Source organism: Magnetospirillum sp. SS-4 (assembly GCF_902729425.1).
In the GTDB taxonomy this organism is placed as follows: Bacteria; Pseudomonadota; Alphaproteobacteria; order Rhodospirillales; family Magnetospirillaceae; genus Phaeospirillum.
Window position 1 is genome coordinate 25,816 of sequence record NZ_CACVCH010000092.1, and the last position, 12,622, is coordinate 38,437.

Here is a 12,622-nt window from a genome sequence, read left to right on the forward strand (position 1 = left end):
CCCGTGGCCGTCGTCAACGTCACCATCAACGGCCGGGTCTACGACATCGCCTGCGACGATTCCCAGGCCGGCCGGGTTCAGGAACTGGGGCGTCAGGTGGACGCCCATGCCCAGCACCTGCTGTCCACCGTCGGCACGGTCAGCGATTCCCGTCTTCTGGTGATGGTGGCGCTGCTGCTGGCCGACGAACTGGGCGACGCCCGCGAGCAGTTGAGCCGCCTGGGCAAGGAGGTCGCCGCCGCCGCCGAGGGCGACACCCGCCTGGCCGGCGTGATCGATTCCTTGGCCCAGCGCATCGAAGGCATTGCGACCCGCCTTGAAAGGTCCTAAACTCAGGATTCGGAGCGGTCTGCTGCGCGGTGCGTCAGGCAGCCAACGTCCCTGGGGCTATATCTTCCTCTTGGGAGCTGTCCCTGTCGAGGCCCTGGTCTCGTTACACGGCGCCCACCTGCACAAGCAGGCCACGGAGGACTTGCAGGCCAACGGCCGAGGTGGCGCCGCTCCGACCCGTCCATGACAGACACGATCCCGCCATCGCCCGATCCCAAATCCACCCTTCGCGCCCAGGCGTCCCGCCTGCGCGGCGAGGCGGCGTCGCGTCTCGGCGCCGCCGCCGGACAGGCGCTGGCGGACCTGGCGCCGTCGCTGGGCATCGCCGCCGGCAGCGTGGTCGCCGGGTACTGGCCGCTGGGCGACGAGATCGATCCGTTGCCGCTGATGGCGCGGTTGGCCCGGTCGGGCTGCCGCCTCGCCCTGCCGGCGGTGGCGGCTCCGCGTAGTGCCCTGGAATTCCGTCCCTGGGGCCTGGACCGGCCGCTGGAGGATGGGCCGCACCGCACTCGCCATCCGCCCGCCTCCGCCGGACGGGTGGTGCCGGACGTGGTGCTGGTGCCGCTGCTGGCCTTCGATGGCCGGGGCTTTCGCCTGGGCTATGGCGGCGGCTATTATGACCGCACCCTGGCCGCTCTCAGGGCGGCGGGCGGAGTGGTGGCCATCGGGCTGGCCTTCGCCGTCCAGCGGGTGGCTTCGCTGCCGCTGGACGGTTGGGATCAGCCCTTGGACATGATCGTCACCGAGGGTGGCAGGATCGCTTTGGAGCAGGCATGAAACTTCTTTACATGGGCGATGTGGTGGGCCGGTCCGGCCGCGACGTGGTGATCGGGCGGCTGGCGGAGATCAGGGATCGCCTGTCGCCGGATTTCATCGTCATGAACGGCGAGAACGCCGCCCACGGTTTCGGCATCACTCCCAGGATCTGCGACGAATTCCTGGCCGCCGGCATCGACGTGGTGACCCTGGGCAACCACAGCTGGGATCAGCGCGAGATCATGCCCTACATGGACGGTCAGCCGCGCCTGCTGCGGCCGCTCAACTATCCCGCCGGCACGCCGGGACGGGGAATCGGGGTCTTCGCCGCGCCGCGCGGCCGCAAGGTGGCGGTGATCCAGGTGATGGGGCGGCTGTTCATGGACCCGCTCGACTGTCCCTTCGCCGCCCTGGAGCGTGAATTGGCCAGGTTGCCGCTGGGGCCGGGCGGCGCCGACGCCATCATCCTCGACGTTCATGCCGAGGCTTCCAGCGAGAAGATGGCCCTGGCCCAGGTGGCGGCCGGCCGGGTCAGCCTGGTTGTCGGCAGCCACTCCCACGTTCCCACCGCCGACGCCCAGATTCTGCCGGGCGGAACCGCCTATCAGACCGATGCCGGCATGTGCGGCGATTACGATTCCGTGATCGGCATGAAAAAGGATGCGGCGATATTCAAGTTCGTGCGAAAAATCCCCGGTGAGCGGCTGTCGCCGGCCGAAGCGGCCGGAACCTTGTGCGGCGTGTTCGTCGAGACCGACGACCGGTCGGGACGGGCGACGAGGGTGGCGCCGCTGCGCCTGGGTGGCCGCCTCGCCGAGGCCTGGCCGTGAGCTGGTGGAGAGAGGGGACCATGGGGTATCGTTCGTTGCGCGTCGCCGTCTTTGTCGTCCTGGGGCTGCTGCTGGCCTCTCCCGCCCGCGCGCTTGAGGCCGCCGCCGCCGAGGCGGTGGTGCGCAGCGCCGTGGCCGACGCCAGCGCCGCTTTCGAGGGGGGGCCGTTCAGCCGGGACGAGAAACGCGCCCGGGTGTCGCGTCTGGTCGAGAAATACGTCGATCTTCCCTTCGAGTCTGAATTGCTGCTGGGGCGCCATTGGCGCAAGGCCAGCCCGGAACAGCGCAGCACCTTCACCGAACTGCTGATCCCGTTCTTCGTCTCCACCTATGGCTCCATGGTCGACAGCGCCAAGGTCACGCCCGAGGTCGAGGTGATCGGCTCGCAGCCGGGCGGCGGCGGCGCCGTCGTCGTCCATACCCTTCTCAAGACGCCGGGCGAGACTCCGGTCACGGTCGACTGGACCGTCACCGGCCTGGAAACCGGTCGGACGGTGATCACCGATCTGGTGGCGCAGGATATCGGTCTGGTCACCACCCTGAAGGCCGATTTCACCGCGGTCATCCGTTCCGCCGGCGGCGATATCGAAGCGCTGTTCGCCGCCATGCGCAAGAAGATCACCGGATAGGTTCACTCCACGCCGAACCGGATGCCCTGGGCCAGCGGCAGATCGCGGCCGTAATTGATGGTGTTGGTGGCGCGGCGCATATAGGTCTTCCAGCAATCGGAACCGGCCTCGCGGCCGCCGCCGCTGTCCTTGTCGCCGCCGAAGGCTCCGCCGATCTCGGCGCCCGACGGGCCGATATTGACGTTGGCGATGCCGCAATCGCTGCCCGTGGCCGCCAGGAAGGTCTCGGCCTCGCCGAGGTCGGTGGTGAAGATGGACGAGGCCAATCCCTGCGCCACGCCGTTGTTGAGCTGGATGGCTTCCTCCAGGGTGCCGAAGCCCACGACGTACAGGACGGGGGCGAAGGTCTCGCGCCGGACCACCCCGGTCTGGGCCGGCATCTCCACCAAGGCGGGACGGACGTAGAAGGCGCCGTCCCAATCGTTCACCCTTACCCGCTCGCCGCCGTGAACCACGCCGCCCTGGGTCCTGGCCTCGGCCAGGGTCGCCTGCATGCGGTCGAAAGCGTCCTCGCCGATCAGCGGTCCCACCAGGGTTCCCGCCGCCCGCGGGTCGCCGATGCGGATCAGGTCGAACGACGCCCGCAGCCGCCGGGTCAGTTCGTCGCGGATGCCGTGGTGGACCAGCAGGCGGCGCAGGCTGGTGCAGCGCTGGCCGGCGGTGCCGGCGGCGGCGAACAGCACGGCGCGCTCCACCAGATCGAGATCGGCCGAGGGGCAGACGATGGCGGCGTTGTTGCCGCCCAGTTCCAGCAAGGAGCGGCCCAGCCGCGTCGCGACGCGGGGCGCCAGCGCCTTGCCCATGGCGGTCGAGCCGGTGGCCGAGACCAAAGGAACGCCGGGATGATCCGCCAGGGCCTCGGCCGGTTCGCGCCCGCCGGCCAGCACCTGGCTCAGCCCCTCGGGCACATCGCCCAGCCGCCGGGCGGCGCGGTCGAGCAGGGCGTTGGCGGCCAGCGCGCACAGCGGCGTCCGGTCCGAGGGCTTCCAGATCACCGGATCGCCGCAGACCAGGGCCAGCGCCGCGTTCCACGCCCACACCGCCACCGGGAAGTTGAAGGCCGAGATCACCGCCACCGGCCCCAGCGGGTGCCAGGTCTCCATCATGCGGTGATGGGGGCGCTCGGTGGCGATGGTCAGGCCGTGCAATTGCCGCGAAAGTCCGACGGCGAAGTCGCAGATGTCGATCATCTCCTGCACTTCGCCCAGGCCTTCCTGGACGATCTTGCCGGTCTCGATTGTCACCAGCAGGCCGAGATCCGTCTTGGCGGCGCGCAATTCCTCGCCGAACAGCCGCGCCAGTTCGCCCCGACGCGGCGGCGGCACCCGCCGCCAGACGTCGAAGGCCGCGGCGGCCCGCCTCACCGCCGCCTCGACGTCGCCGCCGGATTCTGCCCGGCCGATGATGCCGCCGTCGATCGGCGAGCGCACCTCAAGCTCGCCGGAGGAGTGTGGAATGCCCAGTCGGGTCAGCAGGTCGGAGACGTCCATGGCGGTCAGCTCCTGTTTTTCTCCCGGATGGCGGTGAGGGTGGTGCGGGTGGTGATGGCCTCGGGGTCGAGCCTGAGGTGCAGCAGCGCCAGGGTTTCCGCCGCCAGCGCCTGCTCCAGGGCGGGGACGAAGTCGTGGGTGTGCTCGACGGTGGCGGCCCAGGCGCCGTAGGAGCGGGCCAGGGCGGCGAAATCGGGATTGGCCAGATCGGTGGCCAGGGCGCGGCCGGGATGGCTGGCCTCCTGATGCATGCGGATGGTGCCGTACATGCCGTTGTCGATGACGATCACCAGCGGGGCGAGGCCGTGCAGCCTGGCGGTGGCCAGTTCCTGCGCCGTCATCAGGAAACAGCCGTCGCCGGCGAATGCCACCACGGTGCGGTCGGGGAATTTCGCCTTGGCGGCCAGCGCCGCCGGCAGGCCGTAGCCCATGGAGCCGTTGGTGGGCGCCAATTGGCTGCGGTAATGGTGGAAGCGGTGAAAGCGCTGCGGCCAGCCGGTGTAGTTGCCGGCTCCGGTGCAGATGATGGCGTCGGCGGGCAGCCGGGCTTCCAGTTCCTCCATCACCTGCCCCATGTCCAGCGCGCCGGGGCAGTAATCGGGAATGCGGTTGGCCAGATGCTCGTCGCGCAAGCCCCTTGCCCAGTCGTGCCAGCCGCATTCGGCCGGCGGCGTCAGGTCGGCGGCGCGGCGGGCGAAGGGCGGCATGGCGCTGACCACCGCCAGGGCGGGGCGATAGACCCGCCCCAGTTCCTCGGCCTCGGGAAAGACGTGGATCAGGGTCTGGACCGGATTGGGTGAACGCACCAGGGTATAGCCGTTGGTGTCGATCTCGCCCAGGCGGGTTCCCACCGCCAGCAGCAGATCGGCTTCCCTGACCCGCCGGGCCAGCGCGGGCGCCACCGAGAAGCCCAGTTCGCCCACATAGACCGGGGAATCGTTGTCGACGATGTCCTGGCAGCGGAAGGCGGCGGCCACCGGCAACGACCACGCCTCGGCGAAACGGGTGAACAGGGCGCCGGCCTCGGCGGTCCAGCCGCCGCCGCCGACGACGGCCAGCGGCCGCCGGGCCTTGCCCAGCAGGTCCGCCAGCCTGTCCATGCGGCAGGGGCCGGGATGGGGCAGGGCGACGGGAAGGGGCTCGACGTCGTCGGTCTCGGCCGTTTCGGCCAGCACGTCCTCGGGCAGAATCAGCGCCACCGGACCCGGCCGTCCGCCCAGGGCCGCGGCGAAGGCGCGGGCCACCGCCTCGGGCAGGCGGGCGGCGGAATCGACCTCCTCGACCCGCTTGGCCAGCGGCCGGAACATGGCGGCGAGATCGACCTCCTGAAAGGCCTCGCGGCCCCGGTTGGGACGATCCACCTGGCCGATCAGCAGCACCATGGGAGTGGAATCCTGAAAGGCGGTATGCACGCCGATTGCGGCGTGGCTGGCGCCCGGCCCGCGCCCGACGAAGCAGATTCCGGGCCGCCCGGTCAGCTTGCCGTGGGCCTCGGCGGCGTAGGCGGCGCCGCCCTCGTGGCGGAAGGCCAGCACCTTGAGGCGGTCGCGGCGATCCCAGGCGGCGTCGAGGAAGGGCAGGAAGCTCTCGCCCGGAACGCAGGTGACGGTGTCGGCGCCCTGGAGGATCAGCGCGTCGGCCAATATCTCGCCGCCGGTGCGGGAACGGGTCATCTCTCTGTCCTTCTGCTATGGTGGAAGGGCAAGTGTAGCACAGGGATGATCAGGGATGGATGGGCAGTGGAACGATCTTGGCCGGCGCCTGACCCAGGCCAGCGGGTCCGATGCCGGCCTGGACGCGGCGGTGGCCAAGGCCTTCGCCCAGCCGGAAGCCGGCTACACCTCGTCGGTGGAGGCCTGCCGCGCCCTGGTGGCGGCCGCGCTGCCCGGCTGGCGGCTGCATCTGGGCTATGGAGTGACCGGAACCTTTCCCTATGCCTCGCTGTCGCGTGATGGCTGCCACATCGTCTCCGACGCCCCCACCGTGCCGCTGGCCATCCTCAGATCGGCGGTGGAAGCAGCATCGTCAGCGCCGTCATCGCCGCCGCCAGCCTGACCGCGTCGCGGTCGCCGGCAAAGATTTCGCTGCGGTGAGCGGTCGTGCCGCCGCGTTCGGCGCGGGCGAGGTGGACGAGGCCCACCGGTTTTTGGGCCGTGCCGCCGCCGGGGCCGGCGATGCCGGTGATGGCGATGGCGACATCGGCGCGGGAGCGGGCCAGGGCGCCGTCCGCCATGGCGCGGGCGACCGCCTCGCTGACCGCGCCATGGCTTTCGATCAGGATGGCGGGCACGCCCAGCATCTCGGTCTTGGCCTGATTGGAATAGGTGACGAAGCCGCGCTCCACCACCTTGGACGAACCGGCGATGGCGGTCAGTGCCGCCGCCACCATGCCGCCGGTGCAGGATTCTGCGGTGGCCAGCATCAGGCCGCGCGCCTCGAACGCCGCCAGCACCTCGGCCGCCACGATCCGCAAGGCGGGGGTCACGGCCGCACCGCCAGGAATACCGCCATGCCCGCCAGCCCGTAGAGGCCGGCCAGGATGTCGTCCAGCATCACCCCCAGTCCGCCGCCGATGCGGTCGTCGGCCCAGCGCACCGGCCACGGCTTCCACACGTCGAACAGGCGGAACAGGGCAAAGCCGGCCAGATAGGCGAGCGGATCGAGGGGGGCGGCGCAGAGCACCAGCCATTGGCCGGCGACCTCGTCGATCACGATCTCGCCGGGGTCTTCGGCCGCGGTCCGGGCGACATAGACCGCCGAGGCCCACCATCCCACCAGGAAGCAGGCCGTTGCGGCGGCCAGCAGCAGGGCGGGGCCGCCCAGCGCCGCCAGTCCCCAGGCGAAGGGCAGGGCGGCCAGCGATCCCCAGGTTCCCGGCGCGCGCGGCAGCAGGCCGGCGCCGAACCAGGTGGCGGCGATGACGGCGGGGTGAAACGGGGCGATGCCGTCGCGACGGTAGGGCAAGACTCCTCCGGACATGTTGCGGCCAGGATATCAGCTTGCAAGCCTGCCGTCGCGCACCCGCAATATCCGGTCGAAACGGTCGAAGATCTTCTCGTCATGGGTCACCACCAGGACGGTGGCGGATTGCTCCACCGCCACCTTGCGCATCAGATCCATGACGATGGCCGCCCGTTCGGAATCCAGGGCGGCGGTGGGCTCGTCGGCGAGGATCAGGCGGGGGCGGTTGGCCAGGGCGCGGGCGATGGCGACGCGCTGGGCCTCGCCGCCCGACAGCTTGGCCGGCAGGGCGCGGGCGCGGTTGCCGACCTCCAGGTAATCCAGCAACTCGTCGGCCCGCCGGCAGGCGGCCTCGCGGCCGGCTCCCGCCAGCTCCAGCACCACCGCCACGTTGTCGCGGCTGTTCAGGAAGGGCAGCAGGTTGTGGAACTGGAAGATGAAGCCGATCTTGTCGAGGCGCAGCCGCCGCAGGTCGCCGCCGCTCCACTTGCCGTCGTAGACGACGGCCCCGTCCAGCACCATCCGGCCGGAACTGGGCTCGACGACGCAGCCGATGATGTTGAGGAGCGTGCTCTTGCCCGATCCACTTGGCCCCAGCAGCCCCACCACCTCGCCGGGATGAAGGGTGAGATCGACGCCGCGCAGCGCGTCGACCCGCGAGCCGCCCTCGCCGAAATGCTTGGCGATGCCGGTCAGTTCCGCGAGAGGTGGAAGGGCGGCCATGCTCAGCCCCCCAGCGCGGTGGCGGGATCGATGCGCAGCGCCAGACGTACGCCGAGACCGCTGGCGACGATGCAGACCAGCGCCACCACCACGCCCAGCAGGGCGGCGTCCTCGGTCATCAGCAGCACCCGGCGGGGAAACGTGTCGGCCACCAGCGAGATCAGCCCCCATCCCATGACGAAGCCGATCATGCCCATGGCCAGCGCCTGTTGCAGGATCAGCCCGACGATGGTGCGATCAGGCGCCCCGATCAGCTTCAAGGTGGCGATCTCGCGGGTCTTGTCCATGGTCATGGTATAGATGATCAGCGAGATCACCACCGCCGACACCACCATCAGGATGGCGGTGAACAGGCCCAGCTGCCGCCTGGCCTTTTCCACCACGGATTGGACAAGGATGGTTTCCTGCCGAAGCTGGGTGATGGCGCCCAGATGCTTCCAGCGGCCGATCTGGCGGGCGATCTCCTCGGGCGCGGTGTCGGGCTCCAGGCGCGCCACCACCGTGTTGACGGTGTCGGTGGCCGGCGGCGGCGCGCCGCGCGCCTGATCGCGACGATAGGCCGACGGCTTGGGCAGGAACTGGATCTTCTGGGCGTCGCGCAGGCCGAGAAACACCACCGGGTCGCCGCCGGTGGAGACGTGGTTGGCGGTCAGGCCGACGATCGTCACTTCTTCCCGCCCCAGCCGCAGCCGCTCGCCCACGGTGAGGCCGGCGCGGCGGTCGATCACCGCCTCGCCGTGGCGGATGGCGATGGCGCGGCCCTCGACGATGGCGGCGGGGCCGCCCATGCGGCCGGGCTCGAAGCCGACCACCTGCAAGCGCATGCCCTGGCCGCGATGGGATGTCTCGACCGTCTGGTAGGTCATGGACCCGGCGGCGGCGATTCCGGGAATCCGCGCCACCATCTCGCGGGTGTCGCCCGGCATCTTCGACGCCTCAGCGAACGGCCCGCGGGTTCCCGATTCCACCACCCACAGATCGGCGCCCGGCGCCCTGGCCAGCGACAGGGCGTCGTCGACGATGCCGCGATAGATGCCGATCATCGACAGCACCACGCCGAGCAGCAGGGACAGCCCCAGGCAGGTCAGCATGAACCGCCCCAGCTTGTGGCGGATGTCGCGGAAAGCCAGAGTCATGGCGCAGCCTCGGTCACCCGCGCCGCGCGTCCCTCCTTGAAGCCGGCAAGCACCCGGGTCACCACCCTTGCGCCGTCGGGCAGATCGCCGGCCACCTCGAAGCGGCCGTCCAGGGTGCGATGGCCGAACGATATCCGGCGTCTCGCCAGCCGGCCGTCCTCCACCGTCCAGACCATGCCCTGGCGGCCGTCGAATTCGTCGATGGCGGCCATGGGCACCAGCAGGGCCTTGTCGAGGCGGGCGGTGTCGATCACCACCTCGGCCTGTTCGCCCAGATGCTGCGGGCAGTCGCGGCAAGCGACGTAGACGCGGCGTTCCTCGGTGACGCGGTCGCTTTCGACGTCGATGCGGACCACGGTGCCGGCGAAACGCGCCGCCGGGGCCGAGCGCAGCCTGACCTCGGCCGTCTGGCCCAGCCTGACGCCACCGGCCAGGGTCTCGTCCACATAGGCCAGCACCCATACCGAGGCGGGGTCGAACAAGGTGAACACCGCCTCGCCCGGTCCCACCACGCTGCCCAGTTCGCGGCTGCGCAGCGCGATGCGTCCGTCATAGGGCGCCGTCAGGGCGTGGCGGGCCAGCAGCACCTCGTTCAGTTCCAACTGGGCGCGGGCATCGGCCAGGGTCGCCAGGGCCAGCGCCACCTCGGCATTGGCGGCCTGGGCGTCGGCGCCGGCGCCGATGGCGGCGGCGCGGGCGTCGCCGAAGGTTTCCTCGCTGACGGTTCCGGACGCCACCAGAGACTTGCGGCGCAGGCTGACCTTTTCCTTCTGGTCGCGGGTGGCGGCGGCCTTGGCGACGGCGGCTCTCGCGCCGACCGACTGGGCCATGGCCTTGTCGTAAAGGGCGCGGGCGGCGGCGGCGCGGGCCTTCTGCTCGGCGTCGTCGAGCCGCGCCAGCACCGCCCCGCGCGGAACGGCGTCGCCGGCGTCGGCCAGGAGCTCGACCAGGGTTCCTCCCACCGCGAAGCCCAGCTTGGACGACACCTTGGCCTCGATGGTGCCCAGCCCGTAGACCCGCACCGGCACGTCCGAGGCCATGGCCGCCACCTCCACCGTCAGCCCGCCGCCGCCGAGGCGAAGGCCGAGCAGCACCGCCGCCGCCGCCATCACGACGGCGATGATGATGGCCTTGGGAGAGCGGAACGGCGGGGAAAACGTCATGGCCGGGAGCCTTCAGGTGAGAGGAAGATGTATTTTAGCTGTTTCTAATTAATTGACCAGCCTTTCCGTTCGTGCGCCCATCTTGCAGGGGAGGCCGGTTGAGGATAATGTCCCCATTCCTTACAGCAACCCCGTTCCGGATAGCCGCCATGTTCAAGGGATCGATCACCGCCCTCATCACTCCGTTCGCGAATGGCGGAATCGACGAGAAATCGTTCCAGGATCTGGTGGCCTGGCAGATCGCCGAGGGAACCCACGCCCTGGTGCCGTGCGGCACCACCGGCGAATCCCCCACCCTGTCCCACGAGGAACATCACCGCGTGGTGGAACTGTGCGTCGAGGTGGCCAAGGGCCGGGTTCCGGTCATCGCCGGCACCGGCTCCAATTCCACGGCCGAGGCCATCGATCTGACCCGCCACGCCAGGAAGGCCGGGGCCGACGCGGCGCTGGTGGTGGCGCCCTATTACAACAAGCCCAGCCAGGAAGGCCTGTTCCGCCATTACGAGGCCATCGCCAAGGCGGTCGACCTGCCGATCATCGTCTACAACATTCCCGGCCGTTCGGTGGTGGACATCAGTGTCGATACCTTCGTCCGTCTGGCGGCGCTGCCCAACATCGTCGGGGTCAAGGACGCCACCGGCGATCTGACGCGGCCGTTGAGGACTCGCCTGGCGGTGGGCGAAGGCTTCTGCCAGCTTTCGGGCGACGACGCCACCGCCACCGCCTTCAACGCCATGGGCGGAGTGGGCTGCATCTCGGTGGCCTCCAACGTCGCGCCCAAGCTGTGCGCCCAGATGCAGAACGCCTGGGAGGCCCGCGACCTGGACACTTGCTTCGCGCTCCGCGACCGGCTGATGCCGCTGTTCGACGCCCTGTTCTGCGAGACCAGCCCGGCGCCGGTCAAGTACGCAGCCAGCCTGCTCGGCAAGTCGTCGCCCGACGTGCGGCTGCCGCTGGTCGAGGCCTCGTCCGCCGCCCGCGCCAAGGTCGAGGCCGCCATGAAGCGGGTCGGCCTGATCCGATGACGGTCCTGCCGGGCCACATCGCCGCCCAGAACCGTCGCGCCCGCCACGATTACTTCATCGTCAGCGAGATCGAGGCCGGCATCATGCTGGTCGGGACCGAGGTCAAGTCGCTCCGGGCCGGCAAGGGCAACATCAACGAGGCCTATGCCGGCCCGATGAAGGGCGAACTGTACCTGTTCAACGCCTATATCCCCGAGTACCAGTCCCACATGCCGTTCCCGCACGAGACCCGGCGGCCGCGCAAGCTGCTGCTGCACAAGCGCGAGATGGCGCGGCTGATGATGGCCATCACCAAGGACGGCATGACCATGGTGCCGCTGGACATCCACTTCGCCCAGCGCGGCATCGCCAAGGTGCTGCTGGGCCTCGCCAAGGGCAAGAAGCTGCACGACAAGCGCGAAGCCATCAAGGAACGCGACTGGAACCGCGACAAGGCCCGCCTGATGCGCGACAAGGGGTGACGGGGGCGAACCACGGGAAGGGCCATGACCGACACCGTCTTCCTGCTGGGCAATATCCGTGCGGCCGATTGGGCCAACATCTTCCTGCAAGATCTGGCCCGGGCCTTTGCCAATCTGGGACGCGACGCCGTCTTCCTGATGTGCGAGGACGGGCCGCTGGAGGTGGAGCCGGCGCGGCTGGCCGCCCCGGGCTCGTTCATCGTCGACATCAACGGCAAGCGCGACACCGGCGATTATCCCAAGTTCTCGCTGGTGGTCGATCATCCCCTGGCCCATCCCCGCCTGAACCATCCCGGCAGCCGCACCGTGCTTGGAACGGTGGACGCCGGTCACGCCGTCCTCGGCGGCATCTCGCCGGCCCCGGCCGTATTCGTTCCCCATGGTGGCCCCGCCGCCGATGCCGATGCGCTGACGCGGCGTCGCGACATCGACGTGCTGTATGTCGGCAACATTCCCGAGCGTTTCATTCCATCGGCGCCGCTGGAGGAACTGGCGCTGGAGGCGGGGCGTCTGGTTGGCCATTGCTGCCGCGACCCCTTCGAATCCCTGGAACGGGCATTGGCCGGGCAAGGCCGCTCGCCCTGGGACTTCGGGCGGGAGGAGTTGCGCCGCCTGCTGGCCATCGCCACCGACGAGGCCCAGCGCCTGGCCCGAACCGCCGCCATTCTCGGCATCAGGGATTGCGTGTTCCATGTGATCGGCGAGATCGCCGACGAGGTCCGGGCGCGACTGCCCGGAAACGTCGTCGTCCATGGTTTCAACCGCTCCTTCGCCGAAAGCCGCGATCTGTGGCGCCGGTCCCGGCTGCTGATCAACATCACCCAGAAATTTCCCAGGGGCTCGCACGAACGCATCTGGTACGGCATGGCCAGCGGCACCGCCCTCGTCACCAATCAGTCCAGCTTCGTGGCCGGCGATTTCACCCATGGCGAGTCCATCTTGTTCTATCAGGACCCGCGTCAGGTGGGCGAATTGGTGGCCTGGGCGCTGGAGGGGGACCGGGCCGCCGCCCTGGCCGCCGCCGCCCTTCCCGTCTATCAGGCGGCTCACACCTGGGAGGAGCGGGCCGAACGCATCCTGGCCGCCATGAGCGGCCTGCGTCGGGGGTGAAGGACCGT

General features: G+C 69.9%; 15 protein-coding genes and 1 other RNA gene. 9 read left to right on the forward strand and 7 right to left on the reverse strand.

Annotated features, from left to right (window positions below; all coding sequences use genetic code 11):
* Positions 1–3: 3 nt before the first annotated feature.
* From MTBSS4_RS16250 to MTBSS4_RS16270, 5 genes are all read left to right on the forward strand, one after another.
* Entirely contained in the window at positions 4–330 is a 327-nt protein-coding gene (locus tag MTBSS4_RS16250; protein WP_173984450.1) for a cell division protein ZapA, read from the forward strand.
* A gap of 16 nt (positions 331–346) precedes the next feature.
* A non-coding RNA gene (ssrS, locus tag MTBSS4_RS16255) (6S RNA) lies at positions 347–501 on the forward strand.
* A gap of 12 nt (positions 502–513) precedes the next feature.
* Positions 514–1,107 carry a 5-formyltetrahydrofolate cyclo-ligase gene (locus MTBSS4_RS16260; protein ID WP_173984451.1) on the forward strand — a complete coding sequence of 198 codons (594 nt, stop codon included), beginning with the start codon at positions 514–516 and terminating at the stop codon, positions 1,105–1,107.
* Positions 1,104–1,916 (forward strand): TIGR00282 family metallophosphoesterase, encoded by an 813-nt coding sequence (locus MTBSS4_RS16265; RefSeq protein WP_173984452.1) that lies wholly within the window; start codon positions 1,104–1,106, stop codon positions 1,914–1,916. Before MTBSS4_RS16260 ends, MTBSS4_RS16265 begins: the two co-directional genes overlap by 4 nt.
* A 20-nt stretch (positions 1,917–1,936) precedes the next feature.
* Positions 1,937–2,545 carry a phospholipid-binding protein MlaC gene (locus MTBSS4_RS16270; RefSeq protein WP_173984453.1) on the forward strand — a complete coding sequence of 203 codons (609 nt, stop codon included), beginning with the start codon at positions 1,937–1,939 and terminating at the stop codon, positions 2,543–2,545.
* Between the two features lie 2 nt (positions 2,546–2,547).
* On the opposite strand, the gene MTBSS4_RS16275 is transcribed toward MTBSS4_RS16270, so the two are convergent.
* Positions 2,548–4,035 carry an aldehyde dehydrogenase family protein gene (locus MTBSS4_RS16275; RefSeq protein ID WP_173984454.1) on the reverse strand — a complete coding sequence of 496 codons (1,488 nt, stop codon included), beginning with the start codon at positions 4,033–4,035 and terminating at the stop codon, positions 2,548–2,550.
* 5 nt (positions 4,036–4,040) lie between these two features.
* Positions 4,041–5,708 carry a thiamine pyrophosphate-dependent enzyme gene (locus MTBSS4_RS16280; RefSeq protein ID WP_173984455.1) on the reverse strand — a complete coding sequence of 556 codons (1,668 nt, stop codon included), beginning with the start codon at positions 5,706–5,708 and terminating at the stop codon, positions 4,041–4,043.
* A 55-nt stretch (positions 5,709–5,763) separates the two neighbouring features.
* Here MTBSS4_RS16280 and MTBSS4_RS16285 point away from each other — a divergent pair, with 55 nt between their 5' ends.
* Entirely contained in the window at positions 5,764–6,090 is a 327-nt protein-coding gene (locus MTBSS4_RS16285; protein WP_173984456.1) for a hypothetical protein, read from the forward strand.
* Here MTBSS4_RS16285 and MTBSS4_RS22175 read toward each other — a convergent pair.
* From MTBSS4_RS22175 to MTBSS4_RS16305, 5 genes are read right to left on the reverse strand one after another with little or no spacing between them, the layout of a single operon-like run.
* Positions 6,035–6,520, reverse strand: a complete 486-nt coding sequence (locus MTBSS4_RS22175) for a CinA family protein (protein ID WP_254432607.1) — start codon at positions 6,518–6,520, stop codon at positions 6,035–6,037. The two genes, MTBSS4_RS16285 and MTBSS4_RS22175, sit on opposite strands and share 56 nt — an antisense overlap.
* Positions 6,517–6,999 carry a phosphatidylglycerophosphatase A gene (locus MTBSS4_RS22180; protein ID WP_254432608.1) on the reverse strand — a complete coding sequence of 161 codons (483 nt, stop codon included), beginning with the start codon at positions 6,997–6,999 and terminating at the stop codon, positions 6,517–6,519. Before MTBSS4_RS22180 ends, MTBSS4_RS22175 begins: the two co-directional genes overlap by 4 nt.
* Positions 7,000–7,029: 30 nt before the next feature.
* A complete protein-coding gene (locus tag MTBSS4_RS16295) occupies positions 7,030–7,719 on the reverse strand; it encodes an ABC transporter ATP-binding protein (protein ID WP_173984458.1) in 690 nt (229 codons plus the stop codon).
* 2 nt (positions 7,720–7,721) lie between these two features.
* A complete protein-coding gene (locus MTBSS4_RS16300) occupies positions 7,722–8,855 on the reverse strand; it encodes an ABC transporter permease (protein WP_173984459.1) in 1,134 nt (377 codons plus the stop codon).
* Complete coding sequence (locus tag MTBSS4_RS16305; RefSeq protein ID WP_173984460.1) at positions 8,852–10,018, reverse strand: efflux RND transporter periplasmic adaptor subunit; 1,167 nt, start codon at positions 10,016–10,018, stop codon at positions 8,852–8,854. The genes MTBSS4_RS16300 and MTBSS4_RS16305 overlap by 4 nt, the downstream gene beginning before the upstream one ends.
* A gap of 149 nt (positions 10,019–10,167) precedes the next feature.
* Between MTBSS4_RS16305 and dapA the strand changes: the two genes are divergently transcribed.
* Genes dapA through MTBSS4_RS16320 form a run of 3 tightly spaced genes read left to right on the forward strand, consistent with a single transcriptional unit; the run spans position 10,168 to position 12,614 of the window.
* Positions 10,168–11,043, forward strand: a complete 876-nt coding sequence (dapA, locus tag MTBSS4_RS16310; RefSeq protein ID WP_173984461.1) for a 4-hydroxy-tetrahydrodipicolinate synthase — start codon at positions 10,168–10,170, stop codon at positions 11,041–11,043.
* Positions 11,040–11,504, forward strand: a complete 465-nt coding sequence (gene smpB, locus MTBSS4_RS16315) for an SsrA-binding protein SmpB (RefSeq protein ID WP_173984462.1) — start codon at positions 11,040–11,042, stop codon at positions 11,502–11,504. Before dapA ends, smpB begins: the two co-directional genes overlap by 4 nt.
* 24 nt (positions 11,505–11,528) lie before the next feature.
* Positions 11,529–12,614, forward strand: coding sequence for a glycosyltransferase (locus MTBSS4_RS16320; protein ID WP_173984463.1), 1,086 nt, complete (start codon positions 11,529–11,531; stop codon positions 12,612–12,614).
* Positions 12,615–12,622: the final 8 nt, after the last annotated feature.